This window comes from Rhizobium sp. 0TCS1.26 (assembly GCF_050455525.1).
Lineage (GTDB): Bacteria > Pseudomonadota > Alphaproteobacteria > Rhizobiales > Rhizobiaceae > Neorhizobium.
In genome coordinates, this window is record NZ_JBCIYV010000001.1 from 267,112 (window position 1) to 289,955 (window position 22,844).

Here is a 22,844-nt window from a genome sequence, read left to right on the forward strand (position 1 = left end):
GGCACGGCCAGGAATTGATACTCCTTTTGCTGCTGCGCACAACAGAAAAGACGAGCCGTGGCCGCGCTTTAACGGCTTTTCCCAAGGCTCGGAAACAGCTGCAGCACACCGCCGATGCAAAACAGGTACAGTCCCGTGACGACGACGCTCCACACCAGCCATGCCGGCGAATCGAAGTGCAGCAGCAGCGAGTAGGCGCAGAGCGCGCACCAGAGCAGGAAAATGCCCAGATTGAGCGTCCGCAGCCGCCTGACGCGCACCGGATGCAGGAAGTTGATCGGCAGGAAGGTGAGGAACACCGCCAGCACCACCAGCAGCATCGCCGTCGTCTCGGTCGGCTTGATGACGAAGAAGGTGAGGATCAGCATGTTCCAGACGACCGGGAAGCCGGAGAAGAAGTACTCGTCGGTCTTCATGCCCATGTCGGCATAGTAGATGGCGCTCGACACGACGATCATGCCGGCCGCGACAAACGACCAGGTCTCGCCGATCATGCCGCTCTGGTAGAGCGCAAAGGCCGGCAGCAGAACATAGGTCACGTAGTCGATGATGTTGTCGAGCGTATCGCCCGACCAGTTCGGCAGGACTTCCTTGACGCGCACCTTGCGGGCGATCGGCCCGTCGATGCCGTCGATCAGCAGCGCCAGCCCCAGCCACCACCACATGTCGACAAACCGATGCTCGGCGGCGGCCACGACGCCGAGGAAGGCGAGGAAAGAGCCGGACGCCGTCAGCACGTGCACGGAGAATGCGCGGATCTCGGCATAGGGCACTTTACGGTAGTTGAAGATTCGCCTGATCACGCCCTGCTCCGGATGTCCTACGTTGAACTGGCAGGATATGCGGCCATTCGGCGCGCTTTGCAACGCCTTCGGCGCTCTGCCATGCAAGCCCATGGATAACTGTCGCAAGTTTGCCTACATAGTCTGGACGACGGATGAAAGAAGAAGACGCACATGCACGACATCGAGATCGCGGTTGTGGGAGAAGGTCTGGCCGGTTCGATCGCCGCGCTGGCGCTGGCGCGGGCGGGTCGAAAAGTGGCGCTCGTCGCTCCGAACCAGCCGCGCCGGGACGAGCGGACGACCGCATTGATGGACCAGTCCATCCGCTTCGTCGACAGCCTGGGGATCTGGGACAAGATCGCGCCGGCTTCTGCCGCGCTCTCCACCATGCAGATCCTCGATGGCACGAGCCGGCTCTTCCGCGCCCCACCGGCCCAGTTCCGCGCCGCCGATGTCGGCCTGACCGCCTTCGGCTACAACATTCCCAACAGGGCACTGCTGAGCGTGCTGTCCGAGGCGATCTCGGGCGAAGCCAATATCAGCCGCATCGAAGGATCGGTCGAGCGGCTTGATCTCTCCGGCGATCGTCCGAACCTCATTCTTGCCACGGGAGAAACCCTGACGGCGGATTTCGTCGTCGGCGCCGATGGCCGCAATTCCCGCATCCGCGAGCAGGCCGGCATCGGCCTTCGCCGCTGGTCCTACCCGCAGACGGCCGTCGTCCTCAATTTCTCCCACAGCCAGCCGCACGGCAACGTATCCACCGAGTTCCACACCGAGACCGGTCCGGCGACGCAGGTGCCGCTGCCCGGCATGCGCTCCAGCCTCGTCTGGGTCGTGTCTCCGGAAGAGGCCTCGCGGCTGCTGTCGCTGGATACGGCCGGCCTGTCACGTGCCGTCGAGACGCGGCTGCAGTCGATGCTCGGAAAGGTGACGGTGGAGGACGGGCCGGAAAGCTGGCCGCTGTCGAGCCTGATGGCGGAACGCTTCGGCAAGGGTCGCGTCGCTCTGGTCGGCGAGGCCGCGCATGCCTTCCCGCCGATCGGCGCGCAAGGGCTGAACCTCTCCCTGCGCGACGTGATGGAGCTCGCTGACCTGTTGCAGACCAGCGGCGGCCAGCCGATCGCCGCTGATGCAGGAGACCGCTTCAACCGCAAGCGGCGTCCGGACATCATGACCCGAACCGCCGGCGTCGATCTCCTCAACCGCTCGCTGCTGTCGGATTTCCTGCCGGTTCAGGTCGCCCGCGCGGCAGGCCTGCATCTGCTGACCTCGGTCGGCCCGCTGCGCAACATCCTGATGCGCGAAGGCATCGAACCCGGCCGCAGCCTGCGCGACCTCATCGGCGTGCTACGGCATCCCTTCGACCGGCAGAAGACCGGCTGATATCAGGTAGAGCACCAGCGGCAGCGTGGCGATCGACAGGACGGTGGTGATCAGCACGGTTGCCGATGCCCTCTCCTGCCAGGCACCGTAGTGCTGGCTGATGACGAAGACGTTGGTAGCCGTCGGCAGCGCCGCCAGCAGCACGGCCGCATGCACCCATGTCTGGTCCATGCCGCCGACGAGGCGTAGCGCCCCGTAGACGACCGCCGGCAGAACCAGAAGCTTGACCGCCGCGATCGCGCCAATCTCCACCGGCACCCGTCTGAGGGGTCTGAGCGCCAGCGTCACGCCCATGGCAAACAGCGCACATGGGGCAGCGGCCTGCGCCAGGTAGTCGACGAGCCGCATGGCTGCGACCGGCGGCTGCCAGCCGGAGGTCGCCACCGCGAACCCGGCCGCCGTGGACAGGATGAACGGGTGGAGTGCGACGCGGCGCAGCACCTCGATCGCCACCTCGCCGGCCGGCCGGCGGTCGCCGCCCGCCAGCGCCATCATCGCCGGCGCAACGACGAAATGCGCGGCATTCTCGAAGCAGACGATGAGCGCCACCGGAACCGCGGCGGCGTCGCCGAGCACCAGTATCGCCAGTCCCGGCCCCATGTAGCCGATATTGCCGTAAGCCCCGCCGAAGGCCTGAATCGTGCTGTCTGCAAGGTTCGCACGCCGCAGGAAGAAGGCGCCGGCAAACAGCAGCCCGAAGACGAGATAGACCGCCGCGAGCTGGGTGAGGATGAAATCGATCCGCGTCAGATCCTTGATCGGGGTGCGCGAGACGAGCTTGAAGAACAGCGCCGGCAGCGCCGCATAGACGATGAAGGTATTCATCCAGCCAAGCGCCTCGGCGCCCTGCCGGCTGGCCTTTGCCGCGACGACGCCGATCAGGATGAGGCCGAAGAACGGAAGCAGCAGTGCGAGGATGGCAGCCATGAACCTTGCTTCGCTCCTGGCGGGCCCGAGCGGGTTCGGCGCCTCTGACGGATCTGGTCTGCCCTTGGCTCTAGCCGATTTGCATCAGGATTGGAAAGCTCTGCTGGAACCAGATTGCCATATCGCTGACGAAACCGAAGATGAAGGCGAGCCCGGTTCCCACCAGCAGCGCCCCCATAATCTTTTCCACCAGCCCCAGATGGCGGCGGAACCGCGTCAGGAACCGCATGAAGGCGCCGGAAAACCCGGCGGCGATCCAGAACGGCACGGCAAGTCCCAGCGAATAGATGGCCAGCAGCAGCGCTCCATCGCCGACCGTCTGGCGCGATGCGGCAACCCCGAGGATGGCGCCGAGAACCGGCCCGATGCACGGCGTCCAGCCGAAGGCGAAGGCAAGCCCCATGACATACGCGCCGGTCACGGTCGCCGGCTTGCCGCCCGACTGGAAGCGCGCCTCGCGCGACAGAAGCCCGATGCGGAACAGGCCGAGGAAGTTCAGCCCCATGATGATGATGATCACGCCGCCGATCTTCGACAGGAGGTCGATGTGCTGGCGAAGCACGACGCCGATGGTCGTTGCCCCGGCACCGAGCGCGATGAAGACGGTCGAGAAGCCGAGCGTGAAGAACAGCGCCGACAGCAGCACCGCCCGCCGCGCCGCGCGATTCTCCGACAGTCCGGCCGCCGACCGTTCCTCACGGAACTGATCGACCGAAATGCCTGCCATGTAGCAGAGATAGGGCGGCACGAGCGGCAACACGCAGGGCGACAGGAAGGACAGCGCTCCGGCGAGCAGCGCACTGAACAGCGAGATTTCGGCAATCGACAAGGGGCATGCTCCGCTGGCAGACAGTTCTCCATAGGCGCACGGGGCACCCTCTGCCAATCACCTTTTCATGTGCGTCGGTCGAACCGGGTCGACATCCATTAAAACGGACACGTGGCCGGCGCCGCCCAAGTGCCGTGACAACCGGCGCGAACCACGACGGTCTGCTCAAGCGCTTCTGCCAGCCGACAAGTCTATCCGCACGCCCTGAGGGAACCGAGGCCGCCGCTTGCCGCAGCGATCAGACGCTGCCGCTCAGTGACGGCTCCCACTCGCGCGGTTCACGTCCATCGGCGGGCCGGACGCCAGCACCTCCTCGATGGCAATCAGGATCCGGTCTGCCACTCCCTGGAAGGCGGGGTGCGTCGGATCATCGGCAAACTCGCCGACGAACGTCACGACATTGTCGATCGTCAGCGGCCTGCCGGCGATGGTGCACTTGAGGATGGCCTGGTTGGCGATGGCGACCGCTGCTACTCGTTCGAGAAGATCGGCACGTTCCCTGTCTGTATAAGCTTGGATCATGGTTTTTCTCCGATCGGGGGCAACGTCATGCCGATCGGATGGTTGCGCCGGGCGCCGAAAAACTGCCGGGCGGTAAGGGTCGATGATCGCGCTGCCGACCGGGAGGACGCGAAGTCGAGACGCCTACTGCGCCTGGATCCCGCCGTAGATCACGATCACCCCGACGAAGATGCCGAGGATCGCAACGGCCACGCAGCCGCCGATGAGGATCATGGTGCCGGCGCCGAACTTTCGCGTGCGTCGCTCGCTGTTGCGGGTGGTGCTCCGGTTTTCCATGGCGTCTCCAATCCTGTGCCGAACGAACCCGCCGAACCGTTGCAAGGCTCCGGGAGTTCCAGGCGAGCTTTCCGGTGAGCTTGGCATGGCCGGTCGGCCGACAGTCACAGCCAGCGAGCAAACGCCATTCCCAAACATCACTTCGCCCTCAACCAGGTCATGGCCGACAGTGAATAGTCAAGATGATCGCCCGGTACGACGGCCACGAAGCGACATCGAGACATCACGCGAAACCCTGAAGGAAGCATCCATCGAGTTGCTCAAGGCTGTCGGCTCGCGGGCAGTGACGAGCCTGCTGCGCCCGCGCCGGGCGCGGGCGCGCCTCACTCACCGTGGACCGAAGTAGCTTTGGATCCAGTATTCTCCTACGATGGCCGAGATCCCAGCGACCACCAGAATGCTGAATATCCAGCCAACAAACCTCCGGCGCACGTTATCAAACTTTCCATTGTAGCCGATCCCGATTTCCACTCGCGGGAATAGCACCGCCTTCAGCCCGATGTAGATCAGGGCGATAGTGATCTGGTATAGGAAGAACGCTTCCTTGGAGATCCCCACTTGAAATTGACTTAGAATATGAGGCTCGAGGAGCGGAGGAAGAACGCCGACAACTACGATGTCTGTAATGAAGTAGGGGGCATAAGCGAATGATCGGAGCGGCCGCCAGCTGGATGTTGCAATCTCCGACATCTGCTTATCTAAACTGGTGCATCGATCATATTCTCCGTCGATATCCCACTCGAAGCGCGTCCACGTAAAATCGGTCTGCACAGTGACCATAGCAATAGTTGGATGGGACTTGTCTTCCACTGAAGCGCTAGCTTCTACTACCCGAAACCAGAGGCGCTTAATCGAATGCCCGCCTGATGCGGGCAGCCGCATCACCTCGTCAATACTCGCACACTCGACTTTGTACTTGTTCGAGAAGGTCACATGGATGCGGAATTTTTCCGGGTTTATTGGGCTCAGCAACTCTTCAATCCGTTTTAAGATCCCTGCGTCAAGAAATCTCGACCATCGAACTTCGCGATTAACTGTCGTCTTCGGCATCAGTTTGTAGCCTCAGTGCTGGCATTGAGTGGCGGATTTATAGCCCTTTAGCCTGTATACTATGGATCTGCAGGATGCCTTCACCGCTTATTCTCTCTTCTAGCCGGCGCGGAGGTCCACCAGCACGGCGCCGACGCGCAACCCACCGCCTGACGACATCCACTACCGGCACGACCCGTCCGGGCTTTATCGGCCTTAGTAACGTGCCCTCAGGTATTGGCCCAGGTCATTGATCACGCGCTTGGTCTTCAGGTTCATCGTGAACTGGATCCTGTCGCTTCGAAACGTCCGCTCCTCAGCGCGCATATAGCAATAGGCCGTGATGTAGACGTCTGGTTGACCCCTCCTGAGGTGAATGCTGAGAGGCGTGATCTCCCGCTCGGAAACCACACCATCGTTATCGGCATACTCAATGCGGAAACGGATTTCGTCGGTAACTTGCCGATTGAAAGCCTCGTCCCAAGTCGGGAAGCGTACATTGTCGGGCCGGCTCTCTTCGTCATCGTAAAGGGGCTTGGGTTTGGCAAGCCAAGGTTGATGGAGGTTTGGGGGAGGCCTGTCGTTCCGCCTCCACAGACTCCGAAAGGACAGCCACACCAACAGCGCAATGATCAGCCAGCTCAACCACCACATTCAACTCCTCCCCTTCCTGCACCGCAGAAGAGAACGAGTCGGGCCGAGAGTCCAGTCCCGCCGATCATGGCACCACGAGCCAGCGGGCGACCTATGACGGCCTCCGATCCATCCGCCTTCTCAACAGGATATTGGGCTGGCCACCACGCCACACTCCTACAAGCTCCGCTACGACGAAGTGCAGGAAGCAGCCGAACGCATAGCCTTAAAGTGGAATTTACATCTTTGCAAAAGCGTCGAATAACTGCGCCCTCGTTATCTTGATGCCCCACCGCCCGAGGCGAAATGTAGTAGGGAAACTCTCGCTCTGCCGAGAGTGCGCAGGAAAGGGCAAGGTCATCTATGATGGTGACTGCTACGAGGACTGCGAGACCTGCAAGGGCGATAGGTTTGTCCCTGCCCCGTCGCCTCAGGCGACGGAGGTGGGGTAAAAAGCCTTCCAAGCTTTTCCGACTTTCGTCAGGACATAAACGTCGGAAGTCGGAAGTCTGTAAAGTGGTGAGAGCGCAGGGGTTCGAACCCTGGACCTACTGATTAAAAGTCAGTTGCTCTACCGGCTGAGCTACGCTCTCCCGAGATGCGCTGGGTGCGCCCTTCGAAAGTGCGCGGAACATAGGCAGATGGCCTTTCGCGGTCAACCCGCGAAAGGCGAAAATCTGGGCTCTTTCCAAACTTGTTCATAGACGGGCCGAACCCGACCGATGACCGTCCGAAACTGGTCATCGACCGGTGGCGGGCGGCCGTCAATGGGTCTGGCGACCGCCTTCTTCTTCCTCGAAGGTCACGGCCGTATCGGCATTGGCCGACAGGCGCACCTTGCCGCCTTCGATGTCCGCCACCAGCGACAGCGGGATGAAGTGGTGATGGCCTTCGTGGCTGCCCTCGCCGCTGTCCTTCTTGGTCAGCTTGATGCGGCTGCCCTCGACGCGATCGACCGTGCCGACGTGGACGCCATCCGCACCGATGACTTCGGCATGTTCCTGAATGCTTGCTGCATCGACCATGATTGTCTCCTTGGCTTTGTTGCGACAGGGAAACGCCAGCGGCCGCAAAAGGATGCATGCGCAGCGTGCGATATCGTCGGCCTCGCGCGCCGTCCGAGCCCGGCGCGAGGTTACGGTTTTTTCATTAGGTTGGCCGGGCCAACCATGGCATGTGCAGGATCCGGCAGGCACGCTGATGTTAGGCGCCACCGGGCCGAAGACACCGAACGCAGATCCGAGAAGACCGCAAGACCATGGCCGACCGATCCCCCGATGACACCCGCAAAGACGGCGCCGGCCCGGCGCCGGATCTCGCCGCCATTCTCGCCGGCTCACGCGGAAAACGTCGCCGGTCGCGGTGGGTCTTCTGGCCGGTCGTGCTGCTGCTGGCGGTCGCAATCGGCGGCGGCGCCTATCTCTATTCCAGCCAGGAAGGCCCGGCCTACACCTATACGACCCAGCCGGCCAAGCGCGGTGATCTGTCGGTGATCGTCACCGCCACCGGCTCCGTGCAGCCGACCGACCAGGTGGATATTTCGAGCGAGCTGTCCGGCACGGTCCGCAAGGTCAATGTCAGCTACAACAGCCCGGTGAAGGCCGGCGAGGTGCTGGCGGAACTCGATACCAACAAGCTGCAGGCCGATGTCCAGAGCGCCCGCGCCAAGCTTGCCTCGGCACGCGCCAATGTGGTGAAGGCAGAAGCCGAACTGGGCTCCGCCCGCAGCCAACTCGACCGGCTGAAATCGCTGGTCACCAACCGCATCTCCAGCCAGCAGGAGCTGGATACGGCGCAATATGCCTATGATTCGGCGGCCGCCACCCGCGAGATCAACCAGAGCACGGTGCTCTCCTCCGAGGCGGACCTGCGGCTGGCGGAGGTCAACCTTGCCAAGGCCAAGATCGTCTCGCCGATCGAGGGCGTCGTGCTCACCCGCGACGTCGATCCGGGCCAGACGGTTGCCTCGTCGCTGTCGGCACCGATCCTGTTCACCATTGCCGGCGACTTGAAGCGCATGGAGCTGCAGGTGTCCGTCGACGAGGCGGATGTCGGCCAGGTGCAGCAGGGGCAGAGCGCCACCTTCTCCGTCGACGCCTATCCGGACCGCAGTTTCCCGGCCCGCATCGAGACCGTCCGCTTCGCCTCGGAAACCGTCTCCAACGTCGTCACCTACAAGGCGATCCTCTCCGTCGACAACAAGGATCTGCTGCTGCGCCCCGGCATGACGGCGACCGCCGACGTTACCGTGCAGTCGGTGAAGGATGCGCTGCTGGTGCCGAACGCCGCACTGCGCTTCTCGCCGCCGGCCGAAGCCTCGGCGCGCGGCGGAAGCATTCTGGGCCGGCTGTTCCGTACGCCGCGGCCGCCGGGCGCCGGACGTGGCCGCAACAACGCGCCGGAAACCCAGGCGGACCGCTCCCGCCGGCCGGTCTACGTCCTGCGCAACGGCGCGCCCCAGCGCGTGCTCGTCGAGACCGGTGCCACCGACGGACAGTTCACCATCGTCACCTCCGACGCGCTCAACGCCGACGATCCGCTGGTCACCGCCGCCGCGCCGCGCCGCAACTGACGAGGCAAGCGCCGATGACCGACCGCCCCCTCATTGAATTCCGTTCCGTCGGAAAAACCTATGGACGCGGCGAAGCAACGATCCGGGCGCTCGACGGCGTCGACCTGACGATCGAGGCCGGCCAGTTCGTGTCGATCATGGGTCCGTCGGGATCGGGCAAGTCGACGGCGATGAACATCCTCGGCTGCCTCGACGTGCCCTCCTCCGGCGAATACCTGTTTCAGGGCATCCCGACCGCCGGCTTCGACCGCCAGCAATTGACGCTTCTGCGCCGCCACATGCTGGGCTTCGTCTTCCAGGGCTTCAACCTGCTCGCCCGAACCTCGGCGGTAGAGAATGTCGAGCTGCCGCTCGTCTACCGCGGCATGGAACCGCGCGAACGGCGCAAGCTGGCACTGCTGGCGCTCGAGCAGGTGGGCCTCAAGGGCCGCGAACACCACACCACCCAGGAACTCTCCGGCGGCCAGCAGCAGCGCGTCGCCATCGCCCGCGCCATCGTCACCAGCCCCGCCGTCCTGCTTGCCGATGAACCGACCGGCAATCTGGATACGAAGACCAGCGTCGAGATCATGCAGCTGATCACCGGGCTCAACCGGGAGCGCGGCATCACCGTCATCATGGTCACCCATGAAGAAGACATCGCCGCCTATGCCAGCCGCCAGCTGCGCTTTGTCGACGGCCGGCTTGCCGCGGACAGTCTGGCGACGGAGGACATGCATCATGCTGTTTGAGACGATCCGGCTTGCCTGGCGCGCCATCAGCCGCAACCTCCTGCGCTCGTTCCTCACCGTGCTCGGCGTGGTCATCGGCGTCGCCGCCGTCATCGCCATGGTCACCGTCGGCAATGGCACGACCGCGCAGGTCCGCCAGGAACTGTCGCGGCTCGGCACCAACACGCTGTTCGTCCGTCCCGGCCAGTGGGGACCCGGCCGCGCCAGCACCGAAGCCAAACGTTTTGCCGATGCCGACGTGACCGCGATCCGCGATCAGGTCGGCGGGCTGCGCGCCGTCGCCCCGATCAACCGCGGGACGGCGACCGTCATCTCCGGCGGCCAGAACCGCTCGACGAGCGTCATCGGCACCACCAACGACTATCTGGTGGCGCAGGACTGGGATCTGTCTCTCGGCCGCGAATTTCTGCCCTCGGAAGAACGCGGCACCGCCGCCTGCATCATCGGCCAGACCGTGCGTCGCGAACTGTTCGGCGATGCCGATCCGGTCGGGTTGACGCTGCGCGTCAGCAACATCGCCTGCCCGGTCGTCGGCGTGCTGCAGGCCAAGGGGCAGTCCGGCATGGGCGACGATCAGGACGACACCGTCATCATGCCGCTCAAGCTGCACCAGCGCCGCATCGGCGGCACCACGACGATCTCCAGCATCCTCCTGTCGGCCGAGGAAGGCGCATCGACCGCCAAGGTCCAGGCGGATGTCGAAAGCCTGCTGCGCGAGCGCCGCCGCATCGCCATCGGCAAGGACGACGACTTTTCCGTCAACGACATGACGCAGATCGCCTCGGCGCTGACGGGTACGACGACGCTGCTCACCGGCCTCCTCGGTGCCGTCGCCGCCGTCAGCCTGCTCGTCGGCGGCATCGGCATCATGAACATCATGCTGGTGTCGGTAACGGAGCGCACCCGCGAGATCGGCATCCGGCTGGCGATCGGCGCGCTCGAAGGCCAGGTGCTGACGCAGTTCCTGGTCGAGGCGGTGCTGCTGTCGGTGTTCGGTGGCGTGACCGGCATTCTTGCCGGGCTCGGGCTCGCCTATGGCGTCGTCAGCCTCTTGAACGTGCCGTTCGTCACCAGTCCGGTGATCATCGCCATTGCCTTCGCCTTCTCGGCCCTCATCGGCATGGTGTTCGGCTATTTCCCGGCCCGGCGCGCGGCGCAGCTGAACCCGATCGAGGCGCTGCGCCACGAATAGACGCGAGCCGGGACAACAGCTGCTTGACGTCGAGCAGCCATCACCATCTGGAATGCAAAACGCCGCCCTGCGGCGGCGTTCAAAGTCTGAAAAGAAGATAGACGGACCGCTCAGGCGGTGCTGCCCGCGCCTGCCCGCTCGCGGGCCAGCGCTGCAAGGTCGGCGGGCTTCAGCTCGACCGATTCGCCGCAGCCGCAGGCCGAGGTCTGGTTGGGGTTGTTGAAGGTGAAGCCGGAGCGCATCTTGGTCACTTCGAAATCCATCTGCGTGCCGAGCAGGTAGAGCACGGCGGCCGGCTCGATCCAGACATTGGCGCCCGCATGCTCGATCAGGTCGTCCTTGGCCGACGGCTCGGTCACCAGGTCGATGGTGTATTCCATGCCTGCACAGCCGCCCTTCTTGATGCCGACGCGGATGCCCTTAGCTTCCGGACCGGAATTGCCAACGATCGCCTTCACCCGGTCGGCGGCGGCATCGGTCATGGTCATCACTGCAAAGCCCATGGGCTCATTCTCCTTCACGCAACCGGATTGAAGGTCCGGTGGTCTTGAACATCAATGTAAGCGCTGCGTCGCCGCGGATCAATGACGAAGCGTCATCGCACCAGCTTCGGCCAGTCGCGTGCGGCGTGCAGGACACGGAGGATCTCGATATCTGCATTCCGCCGCTTGAAGAAGATCAGATGCTTGTTCTTGCTGAACAACCGCACCCCGTCCAGTGAGCCTGTCGGCACATTGGGTTCGAGCGCGTGTCCCATAAGCGGCATCTGCGATAGCAGTCTGCAAGTCTCGAGTATCTCTCGTCGCCAGCTCCGCGCAGCAACGGGATTGAAATTAGAAATGTAGAGGACGGTTTCCAGCATGTCTGCCTTGGCGCGCGGCGTGATGATGAACGCCATTAGGCAGACTTCGAGGCGATATGGCGCTCCAACTGCCTTTCGATATCTGCAAAGGCCTCCTCACCATCGATCGGTTCGCCGCTGTCCAGACCTTCCTGGATCAGCGCCTCGATCTCGCCGGGTGCGAAATTCGCCAGCAGCCGGTTGACCTTCCACTCGGTCAGAGCGGCAGAGACGACATCGTCCGGCGAGGCGAATTCGCCTGCCTCGACAGCGCTTTCGACGATCTCGCTCATGTGTTCGTTCAATTCGATGCGAATGGGCGTGGCGCGTGTCATCAGGGAGCCTCCGCGTGGGGACCACCACAGATTACCGCATCGGCGGCGTCAGTACCAGCCGACGGCGACCTGCGCCTCTTCCGACATCCGTTCCGGCGTCCACGGCGGATCAAAGGTCATCTCCACCTCGACGCCCGACACGCCTTCGACGGCGCCGATGGCATTTTCCACCCAGCCCGGCATCTCGCCGGCGACCGGGCAGCCCGGGGCCGTCAAGGTCATCATGATCTTGACCATGCGGTCGTCTTCGATGTCGATCTTGTAGATCAGTCCCAGCTCGAAGATGTCGGCCGGGATTTCCGGATCGTAGACGGTCTTCAGCGCCGAGACGATGTCGTCCGACAGCCGGGCCAGCTCGTCGGCGGGAATGGCGGACTGGATCAACCCTTCACGGGCATCCCACTTCAGTTCTGGTTCGTCGATAGCCATGATCAGATCCTCGGGCCGATGGGGCCCTCAAGCGAAGAAATTGCGCGCATAGTCCAGCGCTTCAGCCAGCGCGTCCACTTCGGCGCGCGTGTTGTACATCGCAAACGATGCCCGGCAGGTGGAGGTGATGCCGAAACGTTTCAAGAGCGGCATGGCACAATGTGTGCCGGCCCGTACCGCGACGCCCTTGCGGTCGATCACCATCGACACGTCGTGCGCGTGGATGCCGGCAAGCTCGAAGGAGAAGATCGCGCCCTTGCCCGGCGCATCGCCGATGATCCGCAGCGAGTTGATCGCCTTCAGCCGCTCCGTCGCATAGGCCGTCAGATCTGCCTCATGCGCGGCGATCGCATCGCGCCCGACGCTGTCCATGTAGTCCAGCGCATAACCGAGCCCGATCGCCTGGACGATCGGCGGCGTACCGGCCTCGAAACGATGCGGCGGATCATTGTAGGTGATCGCCTCCTCGCCCACGTCGAGGATCATCTCCCCGCCGCCCTGGAACGGCCGCATCTCGTAGAGCCGCTCGCGCTTACCGTAGAGCACGCCGATGCCCGAGGGACCGTAAAGCTTGTGCCCGGTCATCACGAACCAGTCGCAGTCGATGTCGCGGACATCGATCGGCATGTGCACGGCAGACTGGCTGCCGTCGACCAGCACCGGAATATCCCGCTCATGGGCAATCCGGCAGACGTCCTTCACCGGCACGATCGTTCCCAGCGCATTGGACATATGGGTGATCGCCACCAGCCGCGTCTTGTCCGTCAGGCACTTCTCGAAGTCTTCGAGGTGGAAGGCGCCGTCCTCGTCCACCGGCACCCAGACCAGCTTGACGCCCTGCCGTTCGCGCAGGAAATGCCAGGGCACGATGTTGGAGTGGTGCTCCATGATGGTGATGACGATCTCGTCGCCTTCCTTCAGGTGCGGCATCGCCCAGCCGTAGGCGACGGTGTTGATCGCCTCGGTGGAGTTCTTGGTGAAGACGATGTCGTCGACGGACGGCGCGTTGAGAAAGCGCCGCACCTTTTCGCGTGACGCTTCATAGGCTTCCGTCGCGGCGTTCGACAGGTAGTGGAGGCCGCGATGGACATTGGCGTATTCGCTCGAATACGCGTGGGCGATCGCATCGATCACCGCCTGCGGCTTCTGCGCCGAAGCTCCGTTGTCCAGGTAGACGAGCGGCTTGCCGTGCACCATGGTGGACAGGATCGGGAAATCCTTGCGGATCGCTTCGACGTCATAAGTCATAGGCGGTAATCCTGTTCTTACCCTTAGGCGTGCTTCTCGAGCCAGGTCGAGATGATGCCTTCCAGCGCCTCGACCAGCTGCTCGTCTTCGAGTTCCTCGATGATCTCGGCGACGAAGGCGCGCACCAGCATGGCCCGTGCCTTGTTGCGCGGAATGCCGCGCGCCATCAGGTAGTAGAGGTGGTTGCTGTCGATGTCGGCGACCGTGGCGCCATGGCCGCACTGCACGTCGTCGGCAAAGATCTCGAGCTCGGGCTTGGAGGAGAACTCCGCCTCGTCCGACATCAGCAGCGTGTTGCAGGCCATCTTCGCATCGGTCTTCTGCGCGTCGAGTGCCACCTTGATCATCCCCTGGAAGATGCCGCGGGCACGGTCGAACACGACGCTGCGGAAGATTTCCGTCGAGGTGGTGTTCGGCACGTTGTGGCCGAGCACTAGCGTCACGTCGGTGTGCGTGTCGCCGCCCAGCAGGTTGACGCCGCGCAGCTGCAGGTCGGTACCCTCGCCGGCAACGTCGATCCGCAGCTCCTGGCGGACCAGCTTTCCGCCGGCATTGATGACGTAGAGCCTCAGCTTGACGTTCGAGCCGACGCGCACCCGCATCTGCCCGAGATGCGTGTCGGAAGCGCCCTGCTCCTGCAGCACGATCCAGGTCACCTCGGCGCCGTCCTCAAGCGAGATGTCGCTCACCGACGAGACCAGCGCCTCGCCGTCGGTGGTCGCCATGTGCCGCTCGATCACGGTCGCCTTGCAGCCCGCGCCGAAGCTGACCGGGAAGCGCGTATGCGCCTGGCCGGCACCGTGCAGCGCCTGGATCTCGATCGGCCGGTCGATGGTCGTTCCGGCCGGGAATTCCAGCACCAGACCGTCGCGGACAAAGGCTCCGTTGATCTTGCCGATCGCGTCGTCGCCATCCAGCAGCGACAGGCCGGGTGCCGCCGTTCCCTCGCGCAGCATGTCGGCGAAGGAGCCGACCAGCACACCGTCGATCGAATTGCGGTTGTCGACCAGGCCCTGGTGGGTGGCGATCACCAGCGCCCCTTCGACGAGCGGCTGGGGGGCTGCGACGACCGCCGCCGGAACCTGGGCCGGAACCGACCGCAGCAGCGTCTTGAGATCCGTGTAATGCCAGGCTTCCACCCGGCGGTTGGGCAGGCCGTTGGTCTTCAGGTCTTCCAGCAACCGGTCGCGCGCACTGATTACCGCCCCGTTGCCCGGCAGGTCTCCCACCTGGGCATTGTAGGCGTCGATCAGCGCAGATTCAGCGGCGGTCTGCCGGCTTGTGCTCTGCATGTTCATGCCGAATATCCTTCTGCCCAGGTCTCAGGCCGCTGCGCCGATGATGTCGGCGTAACCGTTGGCTTCCAGCTGATGCGCCAGCGCCTTGTCGCCCGAGCGGATGATCTGGCCCTTGTAGAGAACGTGGACGGTATCCGGCACGATGTAGTCGAGCAGGCGCTGGTAATGGGTGATGACGATCACCGCACGATCCGGCGAGCGCAGCGCGTTGACGCCGTCGGCGACGATCTTCAGCGCATCGATGTCGAGGCCGCTGTCGGTCTCGTCGAGAACGCAGAGCTTCGGCTCCAGCAGCGCCATCTGCAGGATCTCGGCGCGCTTCTTCTCGCCGCCGGAGAAGCCGACATTGAGCGGACGCTTCAGCATGTCCATGTTGATCTTCAGCTCGGCCGCCGATTCCTTGACGCGGCGGATGAAGTCCGGCGTCGTCAGTTCAGGCTCGCCGCGCGCCTTGCGCTGCTCGTTCATCGCCACCTTGAGGAACTGCATCGTGGCAACGCCGGGGATCTCCACCGGATACTGGAAGGCGAGGAAGATGCCCTTCGAGGCACGCTCGGCCGGATCGAGCTCCAGGATGCTTTCACCGTTGTAAAGGATCTCGCCCTCGGTCACCTCGTAGTCGTCGCGACCCGACAGGATGTAGGAGAGCGTCGACTTGCCGGAACCGTTCGGACCCATGATGGCGGCGACTTCGCCGGCCTTCACGGTCAGGTTCAGGCCGCGGATGATCTCGGTGCCGTCTTCGGCAATGCGGGCGTGCAGGTTCTTGATCTCGAGCATTTTTGTCTTCCTGTCCTTGGGCGGTTCAAGGGCCGCCTCTTCATCCTTGACGCCGAATGGCGCCCCAATCTTCAGCGCCGCCTCGGCGCCCATCTCTCGTCGCCGCCTCGGCGCCCATCTCTCGTCGCCGCCTCGGCGCCCAATTCTCGTCATCCTCGGGCTTGTCCCGAGGATCTGCCGACCTCAGTTATAGTCGGACCACTGCATGGTATGTGCATGCGGAACATAGACGTTGTCGATCTCGTCGATCTTCTCGAACAGGTCCAGCCATGTTGGGTTCAAACCCTCGATCAGCCTGATCTTCCAGTCTCTCAGGTACCGCTTCAACGATTTCTCCCGCCGAATGGCCAGAACAATGTTGGGATGCCTCTCGAACCAGACGAGGAGAGTTGCGTGGTACTTCGCCGTGAAACCCTCACCAATCTGATTTCTGTGCTCCCAGGCCCGCCCGTGGAGATCGCTTGTCACACCGACGTAGATAACCCCGCGTGGCTTGTCCGACATGATGTAGACAAACCCTGTCACTCCGCGTCACTTCCAGCAGATCCTCGGGACAAGCCCGAGGATGACGGCCAGGAGGACCGGCGCGACGGACAGGGTTCGCATGATCACCCCACCGAGCCTTCCAGCGAGATGCCGATCAGCTTCTGTGCTTCCACGGCAAATTCCATCGGCAGTTCCTGGATGACTTCCTTGACGAAGCCGTTGACGATCAGCGCGATGGCCGCTTCCGTCGGGATGCCGCGCTGCAGGCAGTAGAACAGCTGGTCTTCGGAGATCTTCGACGTCGTCGCCTCATGCTCGAACTGCGCGGAGGAATTCTTCGCCTCGATGTAGGGCACCGTGTGGGCGCCGCACCGGTCGCCGATCAGCAGACTGTCGCACTGCGTGAAGTTGCGGGCATTGCTCGCCTTGCGATGCGCCGTCACCTGGCCGCGATAGGTGTTCTGCGAGAACCCGGCGGCAATCCCCTTCGAGACGATGCGGCTCGACGTGTTCTTGCCGAGATGGATCATCTTGGTGCCGCTGTCGATCTGCTGGTAGCCGTTCGACACGGCGATCGAGTAGAACTCGCCGCGGCTGTCGTCACCGCGCAGGATGCAGCTCGGATACTTCCAGGTGATCGCCGAGCCGGTCTCGACCTGCGTCCAGGAAATCTTCGACCGGTGACCGCGGCAATCGCCGCGCTTGGTGACGAAGTTGTAGATGCCGCCCTTGCCCTGGGCGTCGCCCGGGTACCAGTTCTGCACCGTCGAATACTTGATCTCGGCATCGTCGAGAGCCACCAGCTCGACGACCGCCGCATGCAGCTGGTTTTCATCGCGCTGCGGCGCCGTGCAGCCTTCGAGGTAGGACACGTAGGCGCCTTCCTCGGCGATGATCAGAGTCCGCTCGAACTGACCGGTGTTCTTCTCGTTGATGCGGAAGTAGGTCGACAGCTCCATCGGGCAGCGCACGCCCTTCGGCACGAAGACGAACGAACCATCGGTAAAGACGGCAGCGTTCAGCGTCGCGTAATAGTTGTCGGTGGTCGAAACGACCGTGCCGAGATACTGCTTGATCAGTTCCGGATATTCGCGGATGGCTTCCGAGATCGACATGAAGATCACGCCGGCCTTGGCCAGTTCCTTCTTGAAGGTCGTCACGACCGATACCGAATCGAACACCGCATCGACGGCAACGCGCGGCTTCTCGACGCCGGCGAGCAGCTCCTGCTCCCTCAGCGGGATGCCCAGCTTCTCGTAGACCTTCAGCAGTTCCGGATCGACCTCTTCAAGCGACTTCGGACCCGACGTGGTCTTCGGCGCGGCGTAGTAATAGAGGTCGTTGAAATCGATCTTCGGGTAGTCAACGCGGGCCCAGGTCGGCTCCTCCATGGTCAGCCAGCGACGGTACGCGTCGAGGCGCCATGCCAGCATCCATTCCGGCTCGTCCTTCTTCGCCGAGATGAAGCGGATGATCTCTTCGGAAAGGCCTTTCGGGGCCTTGTCGACTTCGATTACGGTCTCGAAGCCATACTTGTACTGGTCAACATCGATCTGGCGGACCTGATCGATCGTTTCCTGCACAGCAGCCATGGTCAGTCTCCAATCTTGCCGGAATCAAGGGTCCGGCAGCTTGTCATCATTTGGCGGATGTCCGCCTGTATGTAGTGGCCAGAAGGCGGTTTTCACACCATTTGGCAAGCAGATTCTTGCGTTTTCGCAAGAGCCCCGGCGGTCACGCCGCCTGCCCGGCCGGCTTGCGCCGCCCGGCAATCCTGACGAAGGCGGCAAGCGCCCTGTCGATATCATCGGCAGTCGTTGCCGGTCCGAGAGAGATGCGCAGCGCACCGAGATCCGGGTCGCAACCCATCGCCGTCAGCACGTGGCTCTGCCCCACCTTGCCCGACGAACAGGCCGCTCCCGCCGATAGCGCGACGCCTTCGAGGTCGAAGGCGATCTGTCCGGTCTCGGATTTCAGCCCCGGCAGCGTGAAGAAGGTGGTATTGGCCACCCGCTCGACCGCCGCACCATGGATGATCACGTCGCGCGCGGCGCGACGCATGCCGTCCTCCAGACGATCGCGGAGCGCGGCAAGCGTCGACACGGTGCTCGTGAGGTTTTCCACCGCCGCGTCCGCTGCCGCGCCAAACCCGACGATGCCCGGAAAATTCTCGGTGCCGGAGCGATGGCCCTTTTCCTGTCCGCCGCCGTGGATCAGCGCCTTCGGCGCCATGACCTCGCCGCGCGACACCAGGGCGCCGACGCCCTTCGGTCCACCGATCTTGTGCGACGACAGGATCATGAAGTCGGCGTCGAGCGCTTCGATGTCGAGCGGGGTCCGCCCGGCAGCCTGAACCGCGTCGACGACCAGCAGGCCGCCCTTCTGATGCACCAGCCGGGCCGCCTCGGCGACCGGCTGGATGATGCCGGTCTCGTTGTTGACGAGCATCACCGCGACCATCGGCAGTCCGGTCGAACCGTCATGGCCGGCGAGTGCGCCGCCAAGCGCCTCGAGATCGATGACGCCCGCAGGCGTGACAGCAATCTCGCTCACCTGGGTGCGGTCGAAGCGTCCACCCTCGCGAATGGCTGGATGCTCGATCGCCGACACATAAAGATGGCCGATCGCCAGAGGCGCGCGTCCCATGCGGAACTCAGGCGTCAGCACCAGATTGGCTGATTCCGTCGCACCACTGGTGAAGATCACGTGCTGCGGCTGGGCTCCGGCAAGCGCTGCCACCTGTCGTCGGGCACGGTCGAGCGCCACCCGCGCGGCGCGTCCTTCCGCATGCACCGACGAGGCATTGCCCGGCAGAGCGTAGGCATCCAGCATGGCGCTGCGGGCCGCATCGGAGAGCGGCGCCGTCGCGTTCCAGTCCAGATATGCACGCGGAGTGGCCATTGCCTGTCCCGGTTCCCGATCTAGATGTTCGGATGCGGCGCATTTCCCTTGAAATTTTCGCCACGCATGCCGTAAGAGACGACCAACTGGGCGGCACGAGCCGGCCCAACTTTCGAATGGTTCTAAACTGTTTCTAGAAAAGATGAGCGGCTTCGTCAAGTCAAAGCCCCTCCGAAACGGTTGGAAACCACAAAAAGCTGACCGGAGTTACGATGCCCGAAGTCATTTTCAACGGCCCCGCTGGCCGCCTCGAAGGACGCTACCAGCCGTCGAAGGAAAAGAGCGCGCCGATCGCCATCATCCTGCACCCGCACCCGCAGTTCGGCGGCACGATGAACAACCAGATCGTCTACCAGCTGTTCTACATGTTCCAGAAGCGCGGCTTCACGACGCTGCGCTTCAACTTCCGCGGCATCGGCCGCAGCCAGGGCGAGTTCGACCACGGTGCCGGCGAGCTGTCCGACGCCGCCTCGGCGCTCGACTGGGTGCAGAGCCTGCATCCCGATTCGAAGAGCTGCTGGGTCGCCGGCTATTCGTTCGGTTCCTGGATCGGCATGCAGCTGCTGATGCGCCGCCCGGAGATCGAAGGCTTCCTGTCGATCGCCCCGCAGCCTAACACCTATGACTTCTCGTTCCTGGCGCCCTGCCCGTCTTCCGGCCTGATCATCAACGGCGATGCCGACAAGGTGGCTCCGGAGAAGGACGTCAACGGCCTCGTCGAAAAGCTGAAGACCCAGAAGGGCATCCTGATCACCCACCACACGATCGAGGGTGCAAACCACTTCTTCAACGGCAAGGTGGATGAGCTGATGGGCGAATGCGAGGACTATCTCGACCGCCGCCTGAACGGCGAACTGGTGCCGGAACCGGCTGCCAAGCGCATCCGCTGAGGCGCCTGCCCGAACAGGACTTTGAAAAAACGGCCTTCGGGCCGTTTTTTTATGCCCTCAGCCGGCCGCCATAGCGATCGGCATGACGCTCTGGTGCTGGCGTACGCAGTTGCGGCCGGCAGCCTTCGCCTCGTAGAGCGCGTTGTCGGCAAAGCGCATGGCGGCCGACATGTCGGCGCTCGACTTGAAGATGGAAACGCCGAAGCTTGCGGTGACCCTGAACGTCTGCGGCAGGCCGGCGATCGGCTGCATCGCCATCGAGCCGCGCAGCGCCTGGGCAAACAGCATCGCCGCATTCAGCGATACGCCCGGCAGCATGACGCAGAACTCCTCGCCGCCGAGCCGGCCGACGACCGCATCCTCCGGCGCGCTGTTGCTGAGCAGGTCGGCGAAGGTGCGGATCACGCGGTCGCCGCTATAGTGGCCAAACGTGTCGTTGACCCGCTTGAAGTGGTCGATGTCGCAGAGGATCAGGGCATGCGGACCCACCGGCTGCCGGCGCAGCACGCGCTCGCATCCGGCATCGAAGCCACGCCGGTTGAACACCGACGACAGTGCATCGACCTCCGAATCGCTGCGCGCCTCCTCCATGATCTCCAGCACGAAGACCGACAGCAGCATCAGTCCGACGAGCACGACGAACACGCCGGTCATGCTCTGCGAGACGAGCGCATACGGAGAATGGACGTAATCCTTGGCCGTCGGGCCGGCGCCGACCAGCACCGCGATGACGGCTTTCACCGGAAACTGCAGGGTGGCGACGGAGAGCAGCACCACCATGGCCCGGTCGATCGGTTCGCGTCGCGACGAACGGATGACGGCGATGGCGCTGAACAGCATCGCCAGGGCGAACGGTGTCTGGTAGCTCAGCGCATGCAGCCAGGTGCCCCGCGGCAAGTCGTAGATGAAGACGTCGAGCACCACCGCGGCGCAGAAGAAGCCGGCCAGCGCTGTAAGATGGGCCGGCACGCCGTAGAGCCGCGCCACGCCGACGCGGATCAGCAGCAGCCCGGCGAGCACGCTCATGAAGGCGGCGATCGCGAAGACTTTTGGGAAATCGCTGTAGGCGACGAGCAGTTCGGCGATCGCCGAGAGCGACGCGACGGCGTAGGCGACGGCGATCCAGCGGGCGGCGATCCGCGAGCGGCTGCGCGTCGAAACGATCAGGAACACGGTGCAGAAGGAGATCCCGACCAGGAAATTGACGATCAGAAAGTAGTTGGCGCCATTCATCCTGGATCGCGGGTTCGTCCCGCCCTCAAATTGTATCGAAAAGAACCTAATGGCCGGGCGGTAACGACAGGTTAACGTTCTGCCGCAACTTCGCGATGCCCCCATGGAACCCTCTACGACAAGGCTTCCAACTTTTGAAGTGATTCATCGCTGAAACAGTGTTAGACGCCCGGCTTCACATCCCAGCCAACATCTGCCGAGATAGGTCAATGTCCAGGTTCAAGTCCGACTTCCTCCGCACGCTCGACGAGCGCGGCTTCATTCACCAGATCTCCGACGAGGCGGGTCTCGACGAACTGTTCGCCAAGGAAACCGTGACCGGCTATATCGGCTTCGATCCGACGGCGCCGAGCCTGCACGTCGGCAGCCTGATCCAGATCATGATGCTGCACTGGATGCAGCAGACCGGCCACCGGCCGATCTCGCTGATGGGCGGCGGCACCGGCATGGTCGGCGATCCTTCGTTCAAGGACGACGCACGCCAGCTGATGACCGTCGACACGATCGAGAGCAACATCGCCTCCATCAAGCGCGTCTTCTCCCACTACCTAAGCTACGGCCAGGGGCAGAAGGACGCCATGATGATCAACAACGGCGACTGGCTGCGCGATCTCAACTACCTCGAATTCCTGCGCGATGTCGGCCGCCACTTCTCGGTCAACCGCATGCTGTCCTTCGAGAGCGTCAAGTCCCGCCTGGATCGCGAGCAGTCGCTGTCCTTCCTCGAATTCAACTACATGATCCTGCAGGCCTACGATTTCGTCGAGCTGAACAAGCGCTACGACTGCCGGCTGCAGATGGGCGGCTCCGACCAGTGGGGCAACATCGTCAACGGCATCGATCTCGGCCACCGCATGGGCACGCCGCAGCTCTACGCACTCACCTCGCCGCTCTTGACCACGTCGTCCGGCGCCAAGATGGGCAAGTCGCTGAACGGCGCCGTCTGGCTCAACCCGGACATGCTGTCGGCCTATGATTTCTGGCAGTACTGGCGCAACACCGAGGATGCCGACGTATCGCGCTTCCTCAAGCTCTACACGACGCTGCCGATGGACGAGATCGCCCGCCTGTCGGCACTCGGCGGCGCGGAGATCAACGAGGTCAAGAAGATCCTCGCGACCGAAGTGACGGCGATGCTGCACGGCCGCGACGCCGCCGTACAGGCGGCCGAGACCGCCCGCAAGACGTTCGAGGAGGGCGCGCTTGCCGACAACCTGCCGTCGATCGACGTGGCTGCCGGCGAACTCGATGCCGGCATCGGCCTGCTCGCCCTGATCGTCAAGGCTGGTCTTGCCGCGTCGAACGGCGAAGCGCGACGTCACGTCCAGGGTGGCGCGGTACGTATCAACGACGTTGCCGTCTCCGACGAGCGCAAGCTGATCGGCACTGGCGAGGTCACCTCCGACGGCGTCATCAAGCTGTCGCTCGGCAAGAAGAAGCACATCCTGGTGCGGCCGGCCTGAAGCCAGCCCGACCTACCAGCCAATCCTTGAAAAGGCCCGGCTTCTCGCCGGGCCTTTT

At 63.5% G+C, this 22,844-nt stretch carries 25 protein-coding genes and 1 tRNA gene; 6 read left to right on the forward strand and 20 right to left on the reverse strand.

Translation table 11 applies throughout. From position 1 onward, the window contains the following. Positions 1 to 68: 68 nt before the first annotated feature. Complete coding sequence (gene pcsA, locus AAIH46_RS01325; RefSeq protein ID WP_430303707.1) at positions 69 to 803, reverse strand: phosphatidylcholine synthase; 735 nt, start codon at positions 801 to 803, stop codon at positions 69 to 71. Positions 804 to 956: 153 nt separating this feature from the next. Between pcsA and AAIH46_RS01330 the strand changes: the two genes are divergently transcribed. Beyond that, on the forward strand, positions 957 to 2,171 hold the full coding sequence (locus AAIH46_RS01330; protein WP_430303708.1) for a UbiH/UbiF family hydroxylase: 1,215 nt from the start codon (positions 957 to 959) through the stop codon (positions 2,169 to 2,171). On the opposite strand, the gene AAIH46_RS01335 is transcribed toward AAIH46_RS01330, so the two are convergent. The 8 genes from AAIH46_RS01335 to AAIH46_RS01370 all read right to left on the reverse strand — a co-directional run bounded on the left by AAIH46_RS01335 (position 2,136) and on the right by AAIH46_RS01370 (position 7,412). Then, positions 2,136 to 3,098, reverse strand: a complete 963-nt coding sequence (locus AAIH46_RS01335; RefSeq protein ID WP_430303709.1) for an AEC family transporter — start codon at positions 3,096 to 3,098, stop codon at positions 2,136 to 2,138. The two genes, AAIH46_RS01330 and AAIH46_RS01335, sit on opposite strands and share 36 nt — an antisense overlap. 70 nt (positions 3,099 to 3,168) lie before the next feature. After that, positions 3,169 to 3,927 (reverse strand): cytochrome c biogenesis CcdA family protein, encoded by a 759-nt coding sequence (locus tag AAIH46_RS01340; RefSeq protein ID WP_430303710.1) that lies wholly within the window; start codon positions 3,925 to 3,927, stop codon positions 3,169 to 3,171. A 252-nt stretch (positions 3,928 to 4,179) separates the two neighbouring features. Then, a complete protein-coding gene (locus AAIH46_RS01345; RefSeq protein ID WP_430303711.1) occupies positions 4,180 to 4,449 on the reverse strand; it encodes a hypothetical protein in 270 nt (89 codons plus the stop codon). Positions 4,450 to 4,572: 123 nt separating this feature from the next. Beyond that, positions 4,573 to 4,725 (reverse strand): hypothetical protein, encoded by a 153-nt coding sequence (locus tag AAIH46_RS01350; protein WP_430303712.1) that lies wholly within the window; start codon positions 4,723 to 4,725, stop codon positions 4,573 to 4,575. Positions 4,726 to 5,052: 327 nt separating this feature from the next. Further along, the gene (locus AAIH46_RS01355) at positions 5,053 to 5,775 is read right to left on the reverse strand and encodes a hypothetical protein (protein WP_430303713.1); all 723 of its coding nucleotides are present in this window, start codon (positions 5,773 to 5,775) and stop codon (positions 5,053 to 5,055) included. A gap of 195 nt (positions 5,776 to 5,970) precedes the next feature. Next, a complete protein-coding gene (locus tag AAIH46_RS01360; RefSeq protein ID WP_430303714.1) occupies positions 5,971 to 6,399 on the reverse strand; it encodes a WYL domain-containing protein in 429 nt (142 codons plus the stop codon). A 505-nt stretch (positions 6,400 to 6,904) separates the two neighbouring features. Next, positions 6,905 to 6,980: transfer RNA gene (locus AAIH46_RS01365), tRNA-Lys, on the reverse strand. Positions 6,981 to 7,151: 171 nt separating this feature from the next. Then, positions 7,152 to 7,412 carry a DUF2171 domain-containing protein gene (locus tag AAIH46_RS01370; protein WP_430303715.1) on the reverse strand — a complete coding sequence of 87 codons (261 nt, stop codon included), beginning with the start codon at positions 7,410 to 7,412 and terminating at the stop codon, positions 7,152 to 7,154. A gap of 233 nt (positions 7,413 to 7,645) precedes the next feature. On the opposite strand from AAIH46_RS01370, the gene AAIH46_RS01375 reads away from it, so the two are divergent. The 3 genes from AAIH46_RS01375 to AAIH46_RS01385 are packed head-to-tail and all read left to right on the forward strand — an operon-like array spanning position 7,646 to position 10,882. Continuing rightward, positions 7,646 to 8,959: an efflux RND transporter periplasmic adaptor subunit gene (locus tag AAIH46_RS01375; protein WP_430303716.1), complete on the forward strand. Its 1,314-nt coding sequence runs from the start codon at positions 7,646 to 7,648 to the stop codon at positions 8,957 to 8,959. A gap of 14 nt (positions 8,960 to 8,973) precedes the next feature. After that, positions 8,974 to 9,690 (forward strand): ABC transporter ATP-binding protein, encoded by a 717-nt coding sequence (locus AAIH46_RS01380; protein WP_430303717.1) that lies wholly within the window; start codon positions 8,974 to 8,976, stop codon positions 9,688 to 9,690. Continuing rightward, a complete protein-coding gene (locus AAIH46_RS01385) occupies positions 9,680 to 10,882 on the forward strand; it encodes an ABC transporter permease (protein ID WP_430303718.1) in 1,203 nt (400 codons plus the stop codon). Before AAIH46_RS01380 ends, AAIH46_RS01385 begins: the two co-directional genes overlap by 11 nt. Before the next feature lie 110 nt (positions 10,883 to 10,992). On the opposite strand, the gene sufA is transcribed toward AAIH46_RS01385, so the two are convergent. The 10 genes from sufA to AAIH46_RS01435 form a co-directional block, all read right to left on the reverse strand. Further along, entirely contained in the window at positions 10,993 to 11,385 is a 393-nt protein-coding gene (gene sufA / locus AAIH46_RS01390; protein ID WP_430303719.1) for a Fe-S cluster assembly scaffold SufA, read from the reverse strand. A gap of 92 nt (positions 11,386 to 11,477) precedes the next feature. Further along, positions 11,478 to 11,780, reverse strand: coding sequence for a type II toxin-antitoxin system RelE/ParE family toxin (locus tag AAIH46_RS01395; RefSeq protein WP_430303720.1), 303 nt, complete (start codon positions 11,778 to 11,780; stop codon positions 11,478 to 11,480). Next, on the reverse strand, positions 11,780 to 12,058 hold the full coding sequence (locus tag AAIH46_RS01400; RefSeq protein WP_430303721.1) for a ribbon-helix-helix domain-containing protein: 279 nt from the start codon (positions 12,056 to 12,058) through the stop codon (positions 11,780 to 11,782). The genes AAIH46_RS01395 and AAIH46_RS01400 overlap by 1 nt, the downstream gene beginning before the upstream one ends. Positions 12,059 to 12,106: 48 nt before the next feature. Further along, positions 12,107 to 12,487, reverse strand: coding sequence for an SUF system Fe-S cluster assembly protein (locus tag AAIH46_RS01405; protein WP_430303722.1), 381 nt, complete (start codon positions 12,485 to 12,487; stop codon positions 12,107 to 12,109). 27 nt (positions 12,488 to 12,514) lie between these two features. Next, entirely contained in the window at positions 12,515 to 13,735 is a 1,221-nt protein-coding gene (locus tag AAIH46_RS01410; protein WP_430303724.1) for a cysteine desulfurase, read from the reverse strand. A gap of 23 nt (positions 13,736 to 13,758) precedes the next feature. Beyond that, positions 13,759 to 15,033, reverse strand: coding sequence for a Fe-S cluster assembly protein SufD (gene sufD / locus AAIH46_RS01415; RefSeq protein WP_430303725.1), 1,275 nt, complete (start codon positions 15,031 to 15,033; stop codon positions 13,759 to 13,761). A 24-nt stretch (positions 15,034 to 15,057) separates the two neighbouring features. Continuing rightward, on the reverse strand, positions 15,058 to 15,813 hold the full coding sequence (gene sufC / locus AAIH46_RS01420; protein WP_430303726.1) for a Fe-S cluster assembly ATPase SufC: 756 nt from the start codon (positions 15,811 to 15,813) through the stop codon (positions 15,058 to 15,060). Positions 15,814 to 15,996: 183 nt separating this feature from the next. Continuing rightward, entirely contained in the window at positions 15,997 to 16,338 is a 342-nt protein-coding gene (locus AAIH46_RS01425) for a GIY-YIG nuclease family protein (RefSeq protein WP_430303727.1), read from the reverse strand. Between the two features lie 83 nt (positions 16,339 to 16,421). Next, positions 16,422 to 17,891: a Fe-S cluster assembly protein SufB gene (gene sufB / locus AAIH46_RS01430; protein WP_430303728.1), complete on the reverse strand. Its 1,470-nt coding sequence runs from the start codon at positions 17,889 to 17,891 to the stop codon at positions 16,422 to 16,424. A 142-nt stretch (positions 17,892 to 18,033) separates the two neighbouring features. Further along, on the reverse strand, positions 18,034 to 19,200 hold the full coding sequence (locus AAIH46_RS01435; protein WP_430303729.1) for a cysteine desulfurase family protein: 1,167 nt from the start codon (positions 19,198 to 19,200) through the stop codon (positions 18,034 to 18,036). Positions 19,201 to 19,412: 212 nt separating this feature from the next. Here AAIH46_RS01435 and AAIH46_RS01440 point away from each other — a divergent pair, with 212 nt between their 5' ends. Next, entirely contained in the window at positions 19,413 to 20,090 is a 678-nt protein-coding gene (locus tag AAIH46_RS01440) for an alpha/beta hydrolase (RefSeq protein ID WP_430303730.1), read from the forward strand. 57 nt (positions 20,091 to 20,147) lie between these two features. On the opposite strand, the gene AAIH46_RS01445 is transcribed toward AAIH46_RS01440, so the two are convergent. Then, complete coding sequence (locus AAIH46_RS01445) at positions 20,148 to 21,323, reverse strand: GGDEF domain-containing protein (protein ID WP_430303732.1); 1,176 nt, start codon at positions 21,321 to 21,323, stop codon at positions 20,148 to 20,150. Between the two features lie 209 nt (positions 21,324 to 21,532). On the opposite strand from AAIH46_RS01445, the gene tyrS reads away from it, so the two are divergent. Then, the gene (gene tyrS / locus AAIH46_RS01450; protein WP_430303733.1) at positions 21,533 to 22,786 is read left to right on the forward strand and encodes a tyrosine--tRNA ligase; all 1,254 of its coding nucleotides are present in this window, start codon (positions 21,533 to 21,535) and stop codon (positions 22,784 to 22,786) included. Positions 22,787 to 22,844: the final 58 nt, after the last annotated feature.

Bases quoted from the DNA above. Each gene is read 5' to 3' on its own strand.
- AAIH46_RS01440 (WP_430303730.1), top strand. From the start codon at position 19,413: ATGCCCGAAGTCATTTTCAACGGCCCCGCTGGCCGCCTCGAAGGACGC.
- AAIH46_RS01395 (WP_430303720.1), bottom strand. From the start codon at position 11,780: ATGGCGTTCATCATCACGCCGCGCGCCAAGGCAGACATGCTGGAAACC.
- AAIH46_RS01370 (WP_430303715.1), bottom strand. From the start codon at position 7,412: ATGGTCGATGCAGCAAGCATTCAGGAACATGCCGAAGTCATCGGTGCG.
- sufC (WP_430303726.1), bottom strand. From the start codon at position 15,813: ATGCTCGAGATCAAGAACCTGCACGCCCGCATTGCCGAAGACGGCACC.
- AAIH46_RS01375 (WP_430303716.1), top strand. From the start codon at position 7,646: ATGGCCGACCGATCCCCCGATGACACCCGCAAAGACGGCGCCGGCCCG.
- AAIH46_RS01400 (WP_430303721.1), bottom strand. From the start codon at position 12,058: ATGACACGCGCCACGCCCATTCGCATCGAATTGAACGAACACATGAGC.
- sufA (WP_430303719.1), bottom strand. From the start codon at position 11,385: ATGGGCTTTGCAGTGATGACCATGACCGATGCCGCCGCCGACCGGGTG.
- sufD (WP_430303725.1), bottom strand. From the start codon at position 15,033: ATGAACATGCAGAGCACAAGCCGGCAGACCGCCGCTGAATCTGCGCTG.
- AAIH46_RS01380 (WP_430303717.1), top strand. From the start codon at position 8,974: ATGACCGACCGCCCCCTCATTGAATTCCGTTCCGTCGGAAAAACCTAT.
- AAIH46_RS01345 (WP_430303711.1), bottom strand. From the start codon at position 4,449: ATGATCCAAGCTTATACAGACAGGGAACGTGCCGATCTTCTCGAACGA.
- AAIH46_RS01385 (WP_430303718.1), top strand. From the start codon at position 9,680: ATGCTGTTTGAGACGATCCGGCTTGCCTGGCGCGCCATCAGCCGCAAC.
- AAIH46_RS01350 (WP_430303712.1), bottom strand. From the start codon at position 4,725: ATGGAAAACCGGAGCACCACCCGCAACAGCGAGCGACGCACGCGAAAG.
- AAIH46_RS01405 (WP_430303722.1), bottom strand. From the start codon at position 12,487: ATGGCTATCGACGAACCAGAACTGAAGTGGGATGCCCGTGAAGGGTTG.
- AAIH46_RS01330 (WP_430303708.1), top strand. From the start codon at position 957: ATGCACGACATCGAGATCGCGGTTGTGGGAGAAGGTCTGGCCGGTTCG.
- sufB (WP_430303728.1), bottom strand. From the start codon at position 17,891: ATGGCTGCTGTGCAGGAAACGATCGATCAGGTCCGCCAGATCGATGTT.
- AAIH46_RS01355 (WP_430303713.1), bottom strand. From the start codon at position 5,775: ATGCCGAAGACGACAGTTAATCGCGAAGTTCGATGGTCGAGATTTCTT.
- AAIH46_RS01445 (WP_430303732.1), bottom strand. From the start codon at position 21,323: ATGAATGGCGCCAACTACTTTCTGATCGTCAATTTCCTGGTCGGGATC.
- AAIH46_RS01410 (WP_430303724.1), bottom strand. From the start codon at position 13,735: ATGACTTATGACGTCGAAGCGATCCGCAAGGATTTCCCGATCCTGTCC.
- AAIH46_RS01435 (WP_430303729.1), bottom strand. From the start codon at position 19,200: ATGGCCACTCCGCGTGCATATCTGGACTGGAACGCGACGGCGCCGCTC.
- tyrS (WP_430303733.1), top strand. From the start codon at position 21,533: ATGTCCAGGTTCAAGTCCGACTTCCTCCGCACGCTCGACGAGCGCGGC.
- AAIH46_RS01335 (WP_430303709.1), bottom strand. From the start codon at position 3,098: ATGGCTGCCATCCTCGCACTGCTGCTTCCGTTCTTCGGCCTCATCCTG.